Origin of the sequence: Chitinophaga sp. W2I13 (genome assembly GCF_050434005.1) — a bacterium.
GTDB lineage: Bacteria > Bacteroidota > Bacteroidia > Chitinophagales > Chitinophagaceae > Chitinophaga.
Genome location: NZ_JBNPWD010000001.1, coordinates 5,954,389 through 5,973,996, shown reverse-complemented (window position 1 = coordinate 5,973,996; position 19,608 = coordinate 5,954,389). Strand labels below are relative to the sequence as shown.

Here is a 19,608-nt window from a genome sequence, read left to right as displayed (position 1 = left end):
GTAACCGATCCGCATGCAGGAAGCCCTGCAATAATGTATTAATTGAAAGCTGCCTCGTCTTCCGGGGAAAAATCCCCTTTAGCAAAATGCAGGGTAAAGCTGGTGCCGCTTTCGGGCAAACTTGCTACTTTAATAGTGCCACCATTTTGCGCCGCAAACTCCCCGCAGAGCAATAAGCCGAGGCCCGTGCCACGTTCCCCATCTGTACCGTACTTCGGATGCTGGTGGGAAGTGAACAGGGTGCTGAGTTGCTGCGGCGACATGCCCACACCGTGATCGGTAATAGTAATCACCACATCCTCTGCTATCACCGCCATTACTTCTATCTGCCCGCCGGTATAACTAAATTTCAGCGCATTGCTGAAGAGATTCCGGAGGATCACCGACACCTGGTCGCGGTCCGCATACAAAGCAGTAGTTACGGGTATCTGCAATTCTACTGTAATCTGTTTTTGTTGTATGATCAGTTCAAAAAAATGAAGCACTTCTGTTACCACGGGCGCCAGTAAAAAATGCCGGGGCCGGGTTTGGATCCCCTTCATGCTGCGGGTGCTCCAGCGTAGTACGTTGTCGAGCGTAACACCCAGCTGCGATACTTTTTTGTGCAACACATCTGCCGCTTCCTCCATGTCCTCGCGGGGATATTGTCCTTTCCGGAACATGTCCAGCAGGCTTTCCAGCGTAGCCAGCGGGCTGCGGATATCATGCGCCACAATAGAAAAAAGTTTTTCCTTGTCCTTGTTCATCGACACTAATGCCTGTCGCTGCTGCTCAATTTCCTGCTGGTAGTCCGCCTGGATATACTTAAAAAAGCTAAGTGCCACCACCACAAATAATAATGCCACCGCCACATTCCACCATACCCTTTCCACCGGCACCGGTGGCGCCAGGTACCACGACCGCGGCATAAATATAATCAGCATAAAAGCCGTGATCACCAGGAGGCTCAGGCTCCCCACTATCCATTTATTATCGTAAATCAGGATTACGATAAAAAGGATGTTCAGTAAAAAATATTCCGCCCCGTTATGAAAATAAACACCGGTAAACGTATAGATCAGGATACTGATACAGATCAACACTATCCTTGCACTAAGATACATCCGGTACTTATGGAATATCAGTACCAGCACGGAAGTAGTGGTGGTAATGGCATTCAGGCCCGCCAGTATATACCTGCCCTGGATCGTATTTAAGATGCAATAAAAAAACATGAAAGGAATACAGGGCAATGACAATAAATTCAATAATTTTGTGCGCCTGGATTCTATATAGGGCATAGCAGGATGCACACCAACATTCACGATGTTGTTCCAGTGATATTCGGCTGAACGGTATAGAAATTGCTTGACTCCCTGCAGCATAGATGCCGTAAAGATACTTTATAACGTTTGTCGGTGGAATATTTTTTTACCCCCCTCCCCACTTCCTTTAATCCAATTATTTATTTTTTTAATTTATTAAGATGAACAAAAAAGTAAGAGATCACTTTTTTATCGTCACGGGTGGGCCCGGCATGGGCAAAACCGCTATCATAGCGGCGCTGCGTGAACAGGGACATATCACCGTTCCGGAAACGGGCCGGGAAATTATCCGGCAGCAGGTAGCTGCCGGCGGGCAGGCACTGCCCTGGGTCAACCGGCAGGCATTTGCCCGGCTGATGTTTGAGCAGTCTCTGCAGGATTACCTGGAACAGCCAGCCACCGGCCGCCCCGTATTTTTTCGACCGGGGCATTGCCGATACCATCGGTTATCTTGAACTATGCAGACTGCCCGTTCCGGAAGAAATGGAGCAGGCGGCCGCCTTATACAGGTACCATCAAACCGTATTCCTCGCCTCTCCGTGGAAAGCCATTTATGAACACGATAAGGAACGTAAACAATCTTTTGAGGAAGCCGTGCAAACTTATGAAAGCATGATAAAAGTATACAGCCGGCTGGAATATAAGCTGGTTCAGCTCCCCGAAACCACCGTGGCGGAAAGGGCGGCATTTATACTGGATAGCACCCTGCATCTTCCTTTATAAACAACCATAAAAATATTATCTTCCTGTATGCTCTTTAACTATTTGAAAATAGCCCTTCGTCACCACCGGAAAAACAAGCTGTATGCAGGCATCAATATCATTGGCCTGGCCATTGGTATCAGCTGTGTTTTGCTGGCATTTTTATATTTGAAAGATGAAAACAGCTTCGACCGGTTTCATCATCAGAATCCACATCTTTACCGTATCACCACTGCTGTAACCCAACCAGGTGGCAGTCCGCAGTGGACGGGCAGCACCGGTCAGTTACACGGCCCGGCTTTCAAAGCGCAGGTACCGGAAATAACCGCCTACACCCGGGTGATGGGCGGAGATATTTACGGGGATATCATTGCCGGCAACAAAGTACTCAAACAACAGCTCCTGTTTGTAGACCCCGGCTTCTTCCAGGTCTTTTCTTTTCCCCTGGTAAAAGGCGATTCCGCCACTGCGCTCAACGACATTGGATCGGCCGTTATTACAGAAAGTACGGCCCTGAAATACTTTAACCGTACCGATGTAACAGGTGAGCTGCTCCGGATGGACGCCGACCCTTCTGCCCGGCGCCTCGGAAAACCACTGGTGATCAGCGGCGTGGTGAAAGACCCTCCCATACATTCTTCTATCAGGTTTGATGTATTGCTCCCCTTCCGGTTTATGCAGTTGTCGTTTAACGACACCGACTGGAACAATGTATACCTGAGCACATTTGTGGTTACCCGGCCCGATGCCACCATAAATACAGTTACGCAGCAACTAAACCGGGTGGGGACAGCCTATGCAAAAGATAATAACGCCACCGCCCTCAGGTTTGGCCTGCAACGGATCACCGACATTCACCTTCATCCGCTCTACTCCCCCGACGGTAACCGCGAAGGCGGTGTGATCAACGGCAGCAACCCCGTATTTGCCTGGATCTTTATAGGCATCGCCGTATTTATCCTGGTAATGGCGGGTATTAATTTTATCAATATTACACTCGCCGGGTCCCTGAGAAGAAGCAAAGAGGTAGGTGTCCGCAAAATTAATGGAAGTAGCAGTATACAAATCATCAATCAGTTCCTGACAGAATCCGCGCTGCTTTGCGCCATCGCGCTGCTGCTGGCCTTTCTGATGGCCGCCGCCGCGCTGCCGGTATTTAATGAACTGTCCGGAAAAGCCATTGCTATCCAGGCAATATTGCAGCCGCTAACAGGACTGGCCGCCGCCGGATTGCTGTTGTTCATCATTGCATTAACCGGTGCTTACCCGGCATATGTGCTGGCGAAATTCAGCGCCATAAAAGCCTTTTCCGGGCACCAGCCGCTAACCGGCAGGAATATACCCGGACGAATACTGATTGTCACGCAGTTTTCACTGGCCGTATTTTTCCTCATTGTTACCGCCCTGTTTTACCGGCAGATGGATTATGTGCAATCGAAAGACCTGGGCTATCGTCCCGAACAGGTAGTGGTAACGCATATCAGCGGCGACCGCAACCTCAAACAGGTACAGGATATTCTGAAAAATGAACTGGCCAGTGAACCTGGCATCACCGGCCTTTCCTTTGGAGGTGAACGCGGTGGCGCCAGCGCCGTACATCTTCATGATAAAGAGATCGCAGCCGTCCACCGGGTGATCGATAAAAACTACCTGGCTGCATTGGGCATTACACTCAAAGAAGGCCGGAACTTTACAAACAACTGGTCCAATGGCGTAATCGTAAACGAAGCCTTTGTAAAAGCTGCCGGGCTCCAAAATCCCATTGGAACACCCATCCGCACGGATGAATATTTTGATAAGGAAATGAGGACCATCACCGGCGTGGTGAAAGATTTTCATGCCGGCTCCCTGCGCGAACGCATAGCACCCATGGTGATGATCATGAGCCCCTGGTATGGCGGCGACGTATGGATAAAACTGGACCCTCGCAGGCAACAGGCCGCATTAACCGCAGTGGCGGCCGCATATAAAAAGGCATTGCCTGAAACCGCCTTTACCTACAGTTTCCTCAACGACCTGAATGCACAGGAATATGCGCAGGACCAACGCTGGAAAGTAATTATCCGTTGGGCGGCATTACTGTCGGTGCTCATCTGCTGCTCCGGGTTATTCGGGCTCGCGCATATTGCTACCCATCAACGGATGAAAGAAATCGGTATCCGGAAAATATTGGGCGCCGGTGTGACCAGCATCATCACCCTTTTTTCAAAAGAGTTCCTGCAACTGGTAGCTATTGCCTTTATAACAGCCGCTCCCCTGGCCTGGATAGTGATCCATCGCTGGCTACAGGGCTTTGCCTACCACACCGGTATCAGCGCATGGATCTTTGTGGCTACAGGCAGTTTTACGTTACTCATTGCACTGGCTACGGTTAGCTTCCAGGTAATCCGCGCTGTTGGCGCTAATCCGTTGAAACACCTGAATGCCGGCTGATAATATAAAGGAACAACGCCGGACATTTCAGCAGGAAAAAACTATATTTATGCCCGGCACCCCTCCGCTATCTGGGGCTAAAAGTGAACAATTATCCTGATGACAAAGACTACTTTCTTTCAAAAAATCAGTACCGGATTGTTATGCGGTTTACTCTCGCTAACGGTATCTGCGCAGCAAAAACCTAACATCGTTATTATTTATGCAGATGATCTCGGATATGGAGATGTAAGCTGCTACGGTATGAAAAGGATCCAAACACCGCACATCGACCGGCTGGCGCAGCAGGGCGTCCGGTTTAGCAATGCATATGCTACCTCTGCTACGTGTACCCCTTCCCGTTTCGGCATCTTAACAGGCAAGTATCCGTGGCGGCAAAAGAATACCGGCATCGCTCCCGGCGATGCTTCGCTGATCCTTCCTACCGACCGCCGTACCCTTCCCGGCATGTTGAAAGACGCCGGCTACCAGACCGCTGTTATTGGTAAGTGGCACCTAGGTCTTGGCGACGGCACGGGCATCAACTGGAACAAATCCATCAGCCCCGGTCCCCTGGAAGCAGGATTTAGCTATTCCTTTATTATGCCCGCTACCCTCGACCGTGTGCCCTGTGTATTTGTGGAAGATCACCACGTAGTAAATGCAGATCCCAATGATCCTATCGAAGTAAACTATAAACATAAAACAGGCAATGATCCTACCGGCCTGGAAAATCCGGAAAAACTGCGCATGCATCCCGATCCCCACCAGGGACATAACCAAACCATCGTAGACAGCATCAGCAGGATCGGCTGGATGAGCGGTGGCAACAGCGCCCGCTGGAAAGATGAAAACATTGCCGGGATCATCACCCGCAAAGCCATCGACTTCATCAGCAAAAATAAACAACAACCATTCTTTCTCTATTTCGCCAGCGGCGATATCCATGTACCCCGTTACCCTAACAGCTTGTTCCGGGGTAAAAGCGGCATGGGCCTGAGAGGAGATGCTATATTACAGCTCGACTGGACCGTAGGCGAAATTGTAAAAGCGCTGGACAGCCTTGGACTCACAAAAAACACGATGATCATTTTTTCCAGCGACAATGGCCCCGTGCTCAACGACGGATACCTGGACCAGGCAGCAGAACTGGCCGGCAACCACCACCCCGCAGGACCTTTGAGAGGCGGCAAATACAGCGCCTTTGAAGCCGGCGCCAGGGTACCTTTCATCGTTAAATGGCCTGCCGGCATCAAAGCAAAACAAACTTCCAACACACTGATCAGTCAACTGGACCTCTTTGCTTCCTTCGCCCGCTTAACCGGCCAGTCCATCCAACCCGGTGAAGCACCGGACAGCTTCGACATGCTGCAACAATTGCTGGGCAAATCCCGTCAAAACCGCCGCTACCTCGTTACACATGCGGGCACCCTCGCCATTATCTCCGGCGACTGGAAATATATTTCACCCTCCAAAGGCGCCAAACTCGACCGCGATGTCAACATCGAACTGGGCAACGACACCGCCCCACAACTCTACCACCTGACCACCGACGCCGGCGAACAACAGAACGTAGCCGCACAATATCCTGCCAAAGCATCCGCACTGGCTGCGGAACTCCAGGCAATACGCGATAAGCCATAAGTTAAATAGGGGTTCACCGCGGATGTTGTCTTTCTCACTGATTACGCTGATTATACTGATTTGCTTGATTTTTACTTTTTGGATTTTAAAGGATTTTGGGAGATATGAGCGAAAATATCCGCTTATATCTCCCAAAATCCTTTAAAATCCGTATAAAATCCAAAAGTAAAAATCAAGCAAATCAGTATAATCAGCGTAATCAGTGAGAAAGACAACCTCCGCTGCATTATCTCGCATGGGCTGCCCTGTAATGTTCCAGCAGCAGGTCGCCGCCGAAATCGTTTTTCAGGTCCCGTACGATGGTGTGAATGTGGTTGGCGTTATTTTGGGTATTGTCGTATTCGATAATGAGGCCGGGGCCCTGGATGCGGTAGTAGCAAGGATTGCCCAAGGCATGTACTGTGCTTCCGGCCCATGTAAACCACAGGTTATCCAAACCATCTTGCTGGATATCCTTCAGCATTTTATCGGCGAACAGTTTGGTGAAGCGATGCACATATACGTTAATGAGCTGGAGTAACAATTGCTGATGTGCGGGGCTCAACTCCCTAAAACGGATGCCTTCCGGGTGTGCAATCATGGCGTTGCGGCTGTTGCCCGTAATGATTTCAGCAGGCGCTTTGGCGGTTACCAGCGCCTTCTGCAACTCCGCTGGCGACAGGGCATGCACAAGGTCAAAGGCCAGTGTTGTTTCTTCTTTCAGTACTTCCTTATCTTTTTGTGGTCCGTCCAGTACAATAGCAGGATTAGCGCCCAGGAAAGCCGGGGTGCCCGCTACCAGTTCTTTTTTATCTGCCGAAAAATTAAATGCCACATGATGCCCCTCAAACCGCCAGCCCCAGATAGTATTGGCGGCAGGCACACCAAAAATGGTGACGAAGTATTTGCCGGGGTCACGGTAATGATCGTTCTCTTCCCGGTGTTCCAGCTGTTTCAATACCTGGTCGAGCTGCATGATATCATTCACCTTTTTCACGGTGGTTTCACTCAGCGCCGTATTCAATAAATCCATGAGCGCTTTTCGTTGCGCCGGGTTCAGCTCATTTACAGAAATACCCTTCCGGTCGTCCCGGGGAACATACGCAAAATGATAGCGTTCACCGGTATCGAAAGGAAAAAGTGTTTGTGCCTGCTGCGCTTTACTGAGCAACCGGATAAACCGGTTTGCCTTTTCAGACATCTCCTGCGCCCGGAGAGGCCCGGTGAATACGCAACAACCAATAATGAATAACAGGACCAACCGGTGCATAAGGAGCATTTGAATAACGTGGAAAAATAATAACAGATAAATATAGTCGATCAGCAACGATTCTGCAACCTTATGCCGGAATGAAAAAAATCAAAAAAATGATTAATTTAGAAGGATACCCCTTATACATAACATTATGCCGCCGAAAAACCCTGTTAAATTAACCGTATCCGATTTTATTTACCACCACGAAGTGATTGCGGAGCTGGAAAGTTTAAAGCAAACTTTTGATCCTGCTGCCAGTGGTGGCAGGCCCCTCATCGTTTCTGACGTGCTGGATGCCGATGGTCATCAATATGTAAACCTGGTACAGAAAGGCGGCGGCGTATTTGGCATTGCCCTCGTAGGATATACCTATATCCTGGAAGAAATGGGTATCCGTTTCCTCCGGCTGGCCGGTACCAGCGCTGGAGCCATTAATACGGCGCTGATTACAGTGATTAAAAATAAATCTGATAAAAAATCAGCGGAAGTATTACAGGCCATCTGCGACCTGGATTTCTTTTCCCTGGTAGATGGACATCCCGCGGCACGCACGCTGATCAAAAATTTTATTACCCGGAAAAACTATATCGATAAAGCCAAAAATAAGCTGTTGGTGGTACTGGCGGCATTTGCATTACTGATAGTGGGTGACGTGGTGCTGGTGGGATTGAGCAACAAATATCCCGCGCTGTATGTATGGACCGGCATCTGTTTTATTCTCAGCGGATTTTTATCGCTGGTGATTGGCATTGGTGTTTCTTATCTGATTGATCTTTTTAAAAGACTGAAGAATTCAGGGTATGGAATAAATCCGGGAGATGTTTTTTATGACTGGATCAAACGGTTGCTGCTGGAGAACCAGGTGGCTACGGTGAGCGATCTGAATAGGAAAGCGGCCATTTGCCCGGCGCTGCAACTGCGCGTACCTAATCAAAGCGGACTCGAAGAACTGAAAGGAGATGTCACCTTTATTGCCTCCGAACTGGTTACGCAAAATAAGATCCAGTTCCCTGCCATGTGCTCACTGTTCCGCACGGATGTGGATACACTCTCCCCTGCCGGATTCATCCGCGCATCCATGTCTATTCCCCTCTTCTTTGAATCTTATATGATCAATGATATTCCGGCAAACGACATCCGGATCAAAGACGCGTGGAAAAAGTTTTTCGGTATCACGCAGCCGCCTTCCACTGCCCGCTTTGTAGATGGGGGCATCCTGTCTAATTTCCCGATCAGCATCTTTTTTAATCCCAACGTAACGGTGCCGAGGTTGCCCTCCTTTGGCATCGACCTGGACGACAGCAAGCCCGCCGACAAACAGGAAAATGCCTTCAGCTGGTCGCTCACCGGGTATTTCGGGCGGATGTTTAATACTATCCGCAACTATTACGATAAAGACTTCCTGCTTAAAAATGAAGTGTATCAGCGCGGCGTGGGAAAAGTGGACCTGTCGTCCGATCAGTACAACTGGCTCAACTTTTTCCTGTCTGATAAAGATAAAATCGACATGTTTGTGCTTGGCGCCAAAGCGGCCTGTGAATTTCTAAGAAACTTCGACTGGGAAACCTATAAAAACGACCGTACCGATCTTCAAATCCAACTCAAAAAATAAATATGGAACTTGTTATTTCAAATGCATGGTGTTGGTTATGTTTTTCTGCGGCACTGTTGCTGCTCACCGCTTTTATTATGCTCCGCCAGGCGCGTCAGTTCTACCTCATGGATGTAGTGGTGCGCAAGTTCAGTATCATCGATCTGCAGTTCCCTGCTTCTTCCAAAGAAATTCCCGAGCTGATCAAAGGGATCTACGCATTGCCTGCCCCGCAGCAATCACGTACGCTTTCAGCCCTCCGCGGACAGCTGTGGGTCGACTTCCTTTTTATGCCTGCCTTTTATGGCAGCATCTTTTTGTTATGCATTCAGGTGGCAAATAAAATGACGCCTGCCGGCGAAATATTTTTTGAATGCCTGGCATGGCTTCAGCTCATCGCGTGGTTGTTTGATGTAATGGAAAACTGCTACCTGCTGAATAAAATAAAACCAGGCGTAACGCCCTCCACACCCGAAGTACACAAGGCATATCAACAAATGGTGTTTGCCAAATGGATCCTGTTATTAACCGGCACCGTATGCGCATTCTCCGCATTGCTGTTTTTCTGGGTGTCAGGAAAATATGAAACCAGCTCGCTGCACTACCTGTTAATACTGACAGGTGAAGGAGTTGTATTTGTTATAGCGCAGGTTATAGCCGGCAGGCGCAAAGCCTCGGAAGATGCAGCACCAGTGGTATAACAGCTATCAGTAAGATGTAAATTTATTTAATCATTCCACGTTTCACGCTAATTTCCATGAACTCAATGCAATCCAGAAGACATTTTATTAAAAATGCGGGGCTTGGCCTCGCGGGGATCGGGTTTCTTCCTGTGCTGGGCCCTGTTGGCCAGCTATGGCGCCCTTCCGTGTTGCTGCCGCACGCCCTTCCTGAATCACAGGGGGTATCGTCCCGCGGCATCCTCTCTTTTATCGAAGCTGCCAATGCTTCCGGCATCAGCTGGCATAGCTTCGTATTATTAAGGCACGGGCATATTGTGGCCGAGGGCTGGTGGAATCCTTACTCGGCCGAATTTACGCACTCGTTGTACTCCTTGTCGAAAAGCTTTACCAGCACCGCGATCGGCATGCTGGTAAAGGAAGGCAAACTGGATATCCAAAGTACTGTGGTGTCGTTTTTCCCAAAAGACATACCGGCTACTCCGTCGCCTAACCTGCAGAAAATGACAGTCAAACACCTGCTGACCATGAACACCGGCAATGGCGCGGACACCCTGCCACCCATGCTTAAATCAAATAAAACCTGGGTACAAACTTTCCTGGAACAACCAGTGGAATTTGAACCCGGCACTCATTTCCTGTATAACACCGGCGCCACCTATATGCTGGGCGCAATACTCCACGCCATCACCGGGCAAACCCTGGAACAATACCTCAGTCCCCGCCTGTTTGAGCCGCTGGACATTACCGGGTACGACTGGGAAACCTCGCCACAAGGACTGAATACCGCAGGGTATGGCCTCCGCGTTAAAACAACAGATATCGCCAAACTGGGGCAGCTATATCTGCAAAAAGGAAAATGGAATGGCAAAATACTCCTCTCCGAAAGCTGGGTAAAAGATGCCACCGGCTACCAAACCTCCTCCCAGGAAGGTAATGGCGACTGGGCGCAGGGCTATGGCTACCAGTTCTGGCAATGCAGGCACGGCGCCTACCGCGGCGATGGCGCCTTCGGACAGTATTGCATCGTAATGCCTGATAAAGATGCGGTGCTGGCTGTGACCAGTCAAACCGCCGATATGCAGCAATCCCTCAACATCATCTGGGAACACCTGCTCCCCGCACTGCACGACACCGTGCTGCCGGACAATCCATCAGAGCAGGCGGCACTCAAAACAGCGCTGGGTCGTTTAGCCTTGCCCGTGGTAACCGGCAACATGGCTAAAGACACTGCTTCCCGGTACCAGCACAAAACCTGGACACTGGATAAAAACGATTTTAACGCCACCACCATGCAGTTCGATTTCTCACCAGCCGGTTGCACCTGGACTACCCAAACAACCGAAGGCCTAGCCAGTATCCGTTTAGGTTGGGAAAAATGGGTACTGAGCAAAGAACGGCAGCACTATAAATTTCCGGAAGTGGGATTAAATCATCAGCCCACCAAAGTAGCCGGCACCGCCACCTGGATCAATGATAATACGTTGCAACTGAACCTGCGCTTTGTGGAAACGCTGCACGGCGACAGGATTCAATGTGTTTTTGAAGGAGATAAACTGACCGTTACATTCCTGGATAGCTTAACTGCCATGTCTGCCGGAAAGGCCGATAGCCGGAAACCGTTGAGTGGAGTGATGAAGGGTTAAGCCGGGTATGCAAACGCGTTGCATATTTTAGTACCTGTTGCTCATGGTTGGTAAAGAGCTGGTCCCGCTTAGTGAGCGGGACTTTTTTCTTATTGATCCATTTGATCATGTTGCCTTTTTGAAAATAAGCCCGGTCTTCTTCTATCCTGATATTTTTACTGCTAAAAGAGCTGTCGTACATCGGAATGTTATAATGGTAGTCCCGTGTATAAATAAATACCGGCGTCCCTTGATCGTAGTAGATTTCGGTCCGCTTTTTTCCCATCTCCCCGTACACATCCTCTACAATGAGCACAATGCTATCTCCGGAAAAATAGCCTGTCACCGCTCCGCCCTCTGTACTTCGTTCCTCTGTATCTATCACTACCTGGCGGTACGTTCTGATACCGGCATTGATTTTCCGGTACCGCTCCATGATGTGCCGGGTGTCAGTCCCGGACTGATAAAAAACAAGTAAGAGGCAACAAACCTTCAGGTAAGACATGTAGAATTATATATTTAACTGCCACAAATTAAACATTTGATTTCCTATTTTCACAATTGTCGCATATCGCCCTCAAGAATGTCGTTTTAACCCACCCTCGCATCACGGTAACAGCGCTACCTTTATCTTACAAAATCATATTCACATGGCAACTGTAAAAGAAAAACCAGCAAAAGGCAAGCTGAACAAGCAGTTTAGCGCAACACTACTGAAAAGCCCCAATGCCGGTGGCTGGACTTACGTAATATGGCCGGATTCTGTGGCATTTTTCGGCACCCGTGGCCTGGTAAAGGTAAAAGGCACCATTGACAACCACCCTTTTCAAAGCTCGTTTATGGCTTTGGGCGACGGCACCCATAAGCTGCCGGTAAAAGTGGAACTGAGAAAGCTATTGGGAAAAGAAGCCGGGGATACCGTAACGGTGAAGCTTACGGAGCGGCTTTAAGGGGGCATAGTGTATTCATAGTGCATGGGGAGTGCATCAGAAGTGCATGGGGAGTGCATGCTAACAGTATTGATAGCGCATGGATACTCCAGGATATACGCAAGGCTGAAGCATGGGAGAAGTAACCTTGAGGTAACTGTTACTCCTGTCCGTTATATCGCCAATCAACACCAAACCTACCTAAACATCTCCCAAATCACCTTCCCGATATTCCCACTGGGCACCTGGATATTCAGCAATGCCGCCACGGTAGGCGCTATATCTGTCATACCGGTGGTACGGTAGGTGCTACCCGGCTTTATCCCCCAGCCCATCCATACAAGCGGAATATGCGCATCATAAGGATACCATAAGCCGTGTGTGGCGCCGCTCCGGCCTCCATCTTTCCAGCCGGCCTGCATCAGCAGGATCACATCACCGCCGCGCTGCTTATTGTACCCATTTATCAGCATGGTGCGTAAAGGCTCATGCAATGCAGCCGTACCAAGATCATGCAAACTAACGGCATCGGCTATACCGGGAGTTGCTTTCAGCTTCTCCGTTACTAATGCGATAACCTGTTGCAGCGGAATGTTCCGCGCCGCAAAGGCGGAACGGTCGAGGTATAACTGGTAGGCCGATAAAGCTACGACGCCTTTTGCTACGCCAAATTGCTCAGCGATAGCAGTATTAATATCCTTCAATACAATGTCTGCATCCAGCAGGCCGGTGGGCAGCCGGTGCTCTTCGAGGAAGCCAGGCGACTGTGACACGCCGTGATCTGCGGTGATAAAATAGAGGTAGTTGCCTTTGCCGAATCTTTTATCAAGATAGGTGAAGAATGCTTCCAGGTCTTTATCAAGACGCAGGTATAGATCTTCTTCCTCGATTGAATTAGGTCCAAACTGATGCCCTACGGCGTCGGGAGAAGAAAAGCTCACCGCAAGAAAATCTGTTTCCATACCGGCGCCAAGGCCATAGCCTTCAATGGCTGCTTTGGCAAAGGCAAAAGTAAGCGTGTTGCCATAAGGAGTAGTACGTATGGCGTTCTTTTCCCTGCCGGTGAAAGTGTGTGGAAACACCGGCGCTGTCTCATGACCGAATGATTTTTCATAGTCTTTATTGTCCGCATCACTTTGTGTATAGGTGGTGATGGGATATAGTGTTTCCCAGCCTTTTGCCAGGTATTTCACGGGCAACTGTTGTTCATTGAAACGCTGCGCCCATTCCGGCAATGCTTTCATATAATAACTGCTGGAAATAAAGTTACCCGACTTGCCATCATACCAGAAAGCTGCATTGGCCGTATGACCTGCAGGAAGAATAGAGGCCCTGTCTTTCAACGCAACGCCTACCACCTTGCTTTTGAAATTGGTCGCCAGCCGCAGCTCATCTGTAACAGTAGACACCAGCAGATTGCGGGGCGACATATTCCCTGCTTTCCCTTCTGCTCCTACCGTGGTTTCGGTGCTATCTTCCGTGCAATACACGGATCGCTGCAACGCGCAGCTGTACCAGTCGTTGTCCACGATGCCATGCACCGCCGGGCTGCTGCCGGTATACACCGACGTGTGCCCGCAGGCCGTTACCGTGGGCGCGTAATTGATATACGTTTGCTCACATTTAAAACCCTCGCGCAACAGGCGCTTAAAGCCACCATTCCCATACCTTGCGGCATACCGGTACAGGTAGTCCCAACGCATCTGGTCTACCATCATGCCCACTACAATCCTTGGTTTGGATGCGGGCGCCTGCGCGGCTGCGGTAACCACCAGCAACACCAGGATGCCCGCTGCATAAAGTTGTTGTATCTGTTTCATATTTTAAATCAGTCCAGTATTTTCAGGTAACGCGCCATCCAATAAGGCAGCAAATATTCATCTCCCGCCAGCTCGGATTCACCATTGCCGCCACCATCCAGGGTAAAGGCATTGGCATTATGACGATGCACCGGCTGTTCATCCAGTGGCAGCAGTACTTCTGTGTACTGATGCCGGAAATTAGGCGGAAGCAGTGTAATGTCTTTACGGTTCGAATTGGTAACCTTCCAGGTGATCAAATCCATCGGGAAAGTTTGCAGCCACCAGGTAGTAGCCGGGGCGTCGTAATCGCCCGAGGTAGCCAGCGCAATCAGATTCCATACGGCATTCTTTTCCGGTTGCTCCACTTCCCAGTGATTGCGGATAGCGCCTTTATACTGTGCCTTCAACTCATCCGTGAAGGCGTATTTATACAGCACCCAATAAGTAAGAAAGGCCATCTCATCATCAGAATGATTCCAGTCGCCCATGCCCATATCAATTCCCTGGTGCAGGTATCCCGGTGTTGGTTTGATAGTGCGGTAGTCGATCTGTATATTTTTCAGATAGCCGTGCCTGTTAAGCAGCTTATAGGCTTCTGTTTTATATTTTTCTTTGCCGGTCAGCTGATACGCCAGCTGCAAACCCGCAATGATAGTGGTGCTGCCCAGTCGCCGGTCGCCAATGGTGGTCGGGTACCAGTTGATGTACTCCGGGTTCCAGCGCGCCCACAGTGTGGGCTTGTTGTCGATGTCCACCATCGTATACTTATGATCCACAATGTGTGTCATGATCTTATCAATAAAAGCAGTGACCCGCTTTTTTTCGTCCGGCGTTTCCGCCACCATTTCATGTAATATCGCCGTGATCCAGATATAGGCTACATACTCATCGCTGCTGGTATGGCCTTTCCACTCCCATTCGGGATCGGGTGAGTCGCGCCATCTTTCAGGATCAGAATTTTTATATCCTTTTCTTTCAAATGTCCGGGAAGGAAAACCTGTTAACTGGTTGATCGATAAAATTCTTTCAAATGCTTCAAAAGCTTCCCAGGCATATCTTTTAGCCATTGGATCATGGGTAACCGCATACCGGAAAGCCTGACTGCCGAGATAAAAGCTGCTCCACAAACCATCATTATCCGTATCCGCCATTTCAGCTGATCCCACATCTCCCGGCGGGTTCAGGTGAAGGTTGGCAATGAAGCCATAGCGGATGTGCCGCTCGCGTATCTTACGCTCAAAGTAGGCCGCTTTCTGCGCCAGTGTTTGTTGTATAAAAGCAATTTTATTAAGACCGGTACCGGTGAGTACATACACATCCCCATGGCTGTCGGCAGCCATACTTTTTACCATATCCTGATCCAGCCAGCGTTTGGAGGCGAAGTAGCGGTAAGTGCCGGAATCAGTGCGCATAAAAGCGCCGGCGCCGGTACCAGCCCAGATATGCCCATTCGTCACCAGCAGTTCATTAATAACGGGAACGGGCACACGTGTTTGCAACGGCATACTCGTATCACCTGTATTGCGGTTAATACTGTAGTAGCCATTCGCCGTACCAAGCAGGATATCATCTCCTTTGAAAGCCATGGCAGTAGCATATTTCACCGTATGCACCACCACAAAACGCTGATCTTTCAGCGCATACACCGCTTTATTGGTTAAGATAAAGAAAGTACCTCCGTTGGCTTCCATCCGTTGCACCCCCTCCGGGATCAGCGGCAGCTCCTGCAGCCTTCCATTGTTGCCAATGGCTAATGCATCCTTGCCCGACAACAGCATACGACCGGCAGCATCTACCGCCACCCGGTTAAATTTCCCCTGCGGGAGATTAATATACGGGATACCCGCATATCCGTTGGTCAGGCATTTATCTGCGTAGAGATAATACAAATGGCCGCTTCCCTCCTGCGTGGTAACATCCACGGGGATCTTCTGTGCCAGTGGGCGGAAGCGCAGATCGCGCACCAGGTCGTTTCCGCTGAGGCGATAAAAGCCTTGCTTCGTAAGCACCTGCACGTTATCGTTATAGTCGGTGATTACTTTAATCAGCTCCAGTCCCTGCGGAATGTTGTACTTAACGGAAACCGCCTGTATAAAAGGCTGGTCAGACGCGGCACGGGCGGAGCACGACAGTAGCACAGCTGCTGCCAGGAAAGCTATTTTCTTCATCCCAATAATAATTTTATAATTTAATGAGCCACACTTCTGCAACCCTTGAATGTTGTCGCCAGTTTAAATGTTCTTCATTGATATCATCCCATGTCAGCAGCAGTGTGCCGCTTTTGCTGATATCAGCAGGTACGGGAAATTCTTTTATCTCTCCTGTTCCTTTGTTATAAAGAGATGGTTTCAGCAATACGCCATTCGCCCGCAGCAGGCTTTCGCCATAACCCGTTATTCTTACTACGTAATGCGCGGTAGTATCCAGGTGATCATAACGCATGGCTGAAGGCCAGCGCAGGCTTACCATCCACGACAACCGCTGGCGGCTGTAACCACCCTCCCACCAGTCGAAACCCGGCGTATCACTGCGGCGCATCAGCGGATCCGTGTGCAGGTCTTCCTTCCGGACTACATGCGGCGATTTCGATACATTGCCAATATCATCATAGAAGCTGCCTGGCCCCGGGTTTTCCCATCTCCCCAAAGTATCCAGCGCCTTACGCTGCTCAGCCAAAGGAAGCGTTTTAATATAACGGAACTTATCTTCCAGCCACCAGCGGTTATTCAACGGCCGGTCCAGGAAATCCAGTACCGCCCCGCGTTCCGGCCCGGCGGCTTTATACTTTGCCACACTGGTTTGCAGGGATACCGATTTATACAGGTCGTCGCACAATGCTATAATACGATCCCGCCATTGCAGCTTCACATTTTGATCTGCCTGTTGTAATATCCTTTCGGCGTTGGCTATCTCATTGCCCTTATGTTCCAGCAAGGTGCGGTTGACCTCCGCTTCCAGCGTGGCCTCCCGGATGGCACGTTCACGGGTATACGCATCGTAATACGCCCTCAGCAAACACATTTGCCAGCGCCAGTTGCCAGCCAACTCTGCGTGTAGCCGTTCCTGTTGTTGCCACAGTGTAAGCGTGGCTGTTATACCGCCGTTATCCGCTACCGGTCCTTCCCAGTTCTTTTCCAGCGCCAGGATCCCGTCTGCTATTAATTCCGGTGAGGCAGAAGGGAAAAAGTAATTGGCATACTGGATCATCATCTCCCGCACATCGGCCTTGCTATTCCACCCAAGCATGCTCCAGAGCATCTTATTAATATCGTCATGCGCGCCGTCGGAGTAGCTGATAAAGCCATCCATATCAGGCACAATAAAACGGTAAATGTTTGCATAATATACCGGCTGCGGGTTCACCGGCTCACGGCCAAGGGTAAACGCAAATGCCGGGTCCCACCATACTACGGGATAGTCGCAGCGAACAGTATGGGTAATATCCGGGTAGTGACGGATCTTGTACTGTGGCGGCAAAGCTGCCCTGGTATCTTCCAGCGAAGGACTGGACGGCCCTACTACAATGCCTCCCAGCCACAATGGTTTATGTTGATGGATATACGAATAAACGAAAGCGCATTCCGTGGAATCGTAGCCTTGCAGCGATAACCAGATGGAGGCTTCCGGATGATACTGTTTTAACGGAACCGCCAACTCCTCCAGCAGCGGCAGCACCAGCTGCGGTGCGTTGTTGCCGGGATCTCCGCCAGGAAAAAATACGGCATTCAGCCGCACTGTCTCGCGGAACAGCGTATCAAACTGCATCAGGAAATGATGCCTCTTGATAGTATCCTTCAGGTCAAACGTTGCGGGTGTCCACACCGAAAAATCCAGGTCGTATTTTTTACAGTACCCGCTGATCCGGTGGGTCATCTCGTTGGAAGAAACGGTGAAATGCGGCGACGCCGGCATAAACGGAATCGCTTCTATACTGTTGGCCCCGAAGATGGCGAGGTCACGGATATACTGTTCATATTGCTCCGGCGTCCATCCGTCGTAGGAGTTGGCCAGGTTGCGGTATCCGATCTGGTGACCGCGGATTCCTTTCTCTGGTGTGGCGTCTGCATGTATCTCCTCCGGCAACATCGCCGCCTTCTGGCGGTACTGCATAATACGCAGCAAATAGCCCGCCCCATATAACAATCCGCGGGAGCCATCTCCCTCTACGAGAATAATGCGGCCTGTTCTATGGATATGATACGATTCCGGTGCACATGGCTTTGTCTGAAAGAGGATCACCATGCCATTTTCCGGCGCCTGCGCTGTGATGGGCCATACAAGGCCGGTACGGCGTTTCACTTCTTCCTGTAATACCTGCGCGGCAACCTGTTTATCTTTTGACACAATGGTTACGGGTGGCAATACAGACCCGGCACAAAGTTGCGGAATGAAAAATAATATGATCAGGAATCCTCTCATTATTTCATAAACTGATGATTGTAAAAAAAGGAATAGCAGGACGGTTATTTCATTGTATTCTTCAGGAGATTTTCTCCGTTGGCTTGTTTTTCCAGGTCAAAAGCATCATACAATTCGCCGGTAGCCGTATAGGCGCGGAAAGAAACCACCGCGGGCTTAACATCCACCACCTGGAACAGCTGCGTATAAGAGCCGGTGCGGGTCATCCACGGCTGCGGATCTATCTCTGACATTTTGGGTCCGCTTACAGACACTACGTATACCGGTCCCTTGTTGCCGTCGCGTCCACGGGCATAGGTATGGTCATGTCCCTGGAGTACCAGGTCTACTTTATACCGGTCGAACAGTGGCTTAAAGTTTTCACGCAGCCGCTCGTTGTTGCGGCTTTTCTTGGTCGACAGTACCGGGTGATGGAACGTGATGGCCGTCCACCGGTTGGGATTATTTTTCAGCAGCTGTTCCAGCCATACCTTTTGACGGACCAGCAACGTATCGGATATTTCCACTTCCTGTGAATTAAGCGAAATAAAACGCATGCCCTGCACATCGGTATAGTAACAGGTTTCTTCCAAACCGGCCGGGCCGTTTTCCGGCAAGGTAAACTGCGGCCGCCAGAAGGCAGAAGGCACATCCTGGCCTGCGGCGTTTTCATAGTATTCGTGGTTACCGGTCGTCATCATACCCGGAACTGTGCTGTGAATAAAACCCCCTGCTTCAAACCATTGCTGCCATTCATTGTTATTATTGCCCCTGTTCACCAGGTCGCCCGCATGAATGATGAGGCGCGCATCCGGCGCCACGGACCAGGCTTTCCGGATGGTCCTTGACCACATGGAAAGAATATTTGCCTGGGCATCTCCCAGGTAAATAAACGAAAAGGGTTCACCGGGCAATCCTGCCGTACGAAAAGAAAACCATTCGCTCCAGTCGTTCTCCTGCCCTACGCGGTACACGTAATTGGTATTGGGTTGGAGGTGATCGAAAGTAAAGTGATGATACCGCACCGGTAAGGAATCTGCGAAAGGCGGCGTAGTGACAGCAGTATACCGTGTAGCCGTTGCCGTGAAACGCGGATCGGCAGTTGCCGGCGCTAGTTCTGCATAGCTGACCGCTGCCGCCTCACCCGTTCTCCAGGTAACAGCCGCTGAGCGGGAAGGGTCGGCTGTTACATTTAATACAATCCTGTCGGGCCGCAAACGCTGGGCATATACTTGTTGTAAAAAGCAGGTGGCCAGCAGCCACCCGCTTATCAATATTTTCTTCATA

15 protein-coding genes are annotated in these 19,608 nt (G+C 50.0%); 8 read left to right on the top strand and 7 right to left on the bottom strand.

What is annotated here, in order from left to right; all coding sequences use genetic code 11:
• Nucleotides 1-38: 38 nt before the first annotated feature.
• On the bottom strand, nucleotides 39-1,364 hold the full coding sequence (locus QFZ48_RS24605) for a sensor histidine kinase (protein WP_429064145.1): 1,326 nt from the start codon (nucleotides 1,362-1,364) through the stop codon (nucleotides 39-41).
• Nucleotides 1,365-1,465: 101 nt separating this feature from the next.
• Here QFZ48_RS24605 and QFZ48_RS24600 point away from each other — a divergent pair, with 101 nt between their 5' ends.
• The 4 genes from QFZ48_RS24600 (at nucleotide 1,466) to QFZ48_RS24585 (ending at nucleotide 6,062) form a co-directional block, all read left to right on the top strand.
• Nucleotides 1,466-1,759 (top strand): AAA family ATPase, encoded by a 294-nt coding sequence (locus tag QFZ48_RS24600; RefSeq protein ID WP_429064142.1) that lies wholly within the window; start codon nucleotides 1,466-1,468, stop codon nucleotides 1,757-1,759.
• Nucleotides 1,665-2,027 (top strand): AAA family ATPase, encoded by a 363-nt coding sequence (locus QFZ48_RS24595; protein WP_429064139.1) that lies wholly within the window; start codon nucleotides 1,665-1,667, stop codon nucleotides 2,025-2,027. Before QFZ48_RS24600 ends, QFZ48_RS24595 begins: the two co-directional genes overlap by 95 nt.
• A gap of 27 nt (nucleotides 2,028-2,054) precedes the next feature.
• A complete protein-coding gene (locus QFZ48_RS24590) occupies nucleotides 2,055-4,439 on the top strand; it encodes an ABC transporter permease (protein WP_429064136.1) in 2,385 nt (794 codons plus the stop codon).
• Between the two features lie 99 nt (nucleotides 4,440-4,538).
• Complete coding sequence (locus QFZ48_RS24585; protein ID WP_429064133.1) at nucleotides 4,539-6,062, top strand: sulfatase family protein; 1,524 nt, start codon at nucleotides 4,539-4,541, stop codon at nucleotides 6,060-6,062.
• Between the two features lie 226 nt (nucleotides 6,063-6,288).
• Here QFZ48_RS24585 and QFZ48_RS24580 read toward each other — a convergent pair whose 3' ends face one another.
• The gene (locus tag QFZ48_RS24580) at nucleotides 6,289-7,311 is read right to left on the bottom strand and encodes a DUF3500 domain-containing protein (protein ID WP_429064130.1); all 1,023 of its coding nucleotides are present in this window, start codon (nucleotides 7,309-7,311) and stop codon (nucleotides 6,289-6,291) included.
• 136 nt (nucleotides 7,312-7,447) lie between these two features.
• Between QFZ48_RS24580 and QFZ48_RS24575 the strand changes: the two genes are divergently transcribed.
• From QFZ48_RS24575 to QFZ48_RS24565, 3 genes are all read left to right on the top strand, one after another.
• Entirely contained in the window at nucleotides 7,448-8,908 is a 1,461-nt protein-coding gene (locus tag QFZ48_RS24575; RefSeq protein WP_429064127.1) for a patatin-like phospholipase family protein, read from the top strand.
• Nucleotides 8,909-8,910: 2 nt separating this feature from the next.
• Nucleotides 8,911-9,588: a hypothetical protein gene (locus QFZ48_RS24570; protein ID WP_429048674.1), complete on the top strand. Its 678-nt coding sequence runs from the start codon at nucleotides 8,911-8,913 to the stop codon at nucleotides 9,586-9,588.
• Between the two features lie 65 nt (nucleotides 9,589-9,653).
• Nucleotides 9,654-11,213: a serine hydrolase domain-containing protein gene (locus tag QFZ48_RS24565; protein WP_429064124.1), complete on the top strand. Its 1,560-nt coding sequence runs from the start codon at nucleotides 9,654-9,656 to the stop codon at nucleotides 11,211-11,213.
• Here QFZ48_RS24565 and QFZ48_RS24560 read toward each other — a convergent pair.
• Nucleotides 11,131-11,697, bottom strand: a complete 567-nt coding sequence (locus QFZ48_RS24560; RefSeq protein ID WP_429064123.1) for a hypothetical protein — start codon at nucleotides 11,695-11,697, stop codon at nucleotides 11,131-11,133. The two genes, QFZ48_RS24565 and QFZ48_RS24560, sit on opposite strands and share 83 nt — an antisense overlap.
• 145 nt (nucleotides 11,698-11,842) lie before the next feature.
• Between QFZ48_RS24560 and QFZ48_RS24555 the strand changes: the two genes are divergently transcribed.
• Nucleotides 11,843-12,142 (top strand): DUF1905 domain-containing protein, encoded by a 300-nt coding sequence (locus tag QFZ48_RS24555; RefSeq protein ID WP_429048680.1) that lies wholly within the window; start codon nucleotides 11,843-11,845, stop codon nucleotides 12,140-12,142.
• A gap of 176 nt (nucleotides 12,143-12,318) precedes the next feature.
• Here QFZ48_RS24555 and pafA read toward each other — a convergent pair whose 3' ends face one another.
• From pafA to QFZ48_RS24535, 4 genes are read right to left on the bottom strand one after another with little or no spacing between them, the layout of a single operon-like run.
• Nucleotides 12,319-13,941, bottom strand: coding sequence for an alkaline phosphatase PafA (gene pafA, locus QFZ48_RS24550; RefSeq protein ID WP_429064120.1), 1,623 nt, complete (start codon nucleotides 13,939-13,941; stop codon nucleotides 12,319-12,321).
• Between the two features lie 8 nt (nucleotides 13,942-13,949).
• The gene (locus QFZ48_RS24545) at nucleotides 13,950-16,091 is read right to left on the bottom strand and encodes a hypothetical protein (protein WP_429064117.1); all 2,142 of its coding nucleotides are present in this window, start codon (nucleotides 16,089-16,091) and stop codon (nucleotides 13,950-13,952) included.
• 13 nt (nucleotides 16,092-16,104) lie between these two features.
• A complete protein-coding gene (locus QFZ48_RS24540) occupies nucleotides 16,105-18,342 on the bottom strand; it encodes a glycoside hydrolase family 20 zincin-like fold domain-containing protein (protein ID WP_429064115.1) in 2,238 nt (745 codons plus the stop codon).
• A 44-nt stretch (nucleotides 18,343-18,386) separates the two neighbouring features.
• Entirely contained in the window at nucleotides 18,387-19,607 is a 1,221-nt protein-coding gene (locus QFZ48_RS24535; RefSeq protein ID WP_429048686.1) for a fibronectin type III domain-containing protein, read from the bottom strand.
• Between the last annotated feature and the right edge of the window lies 1 nt (nucleotide 19,608).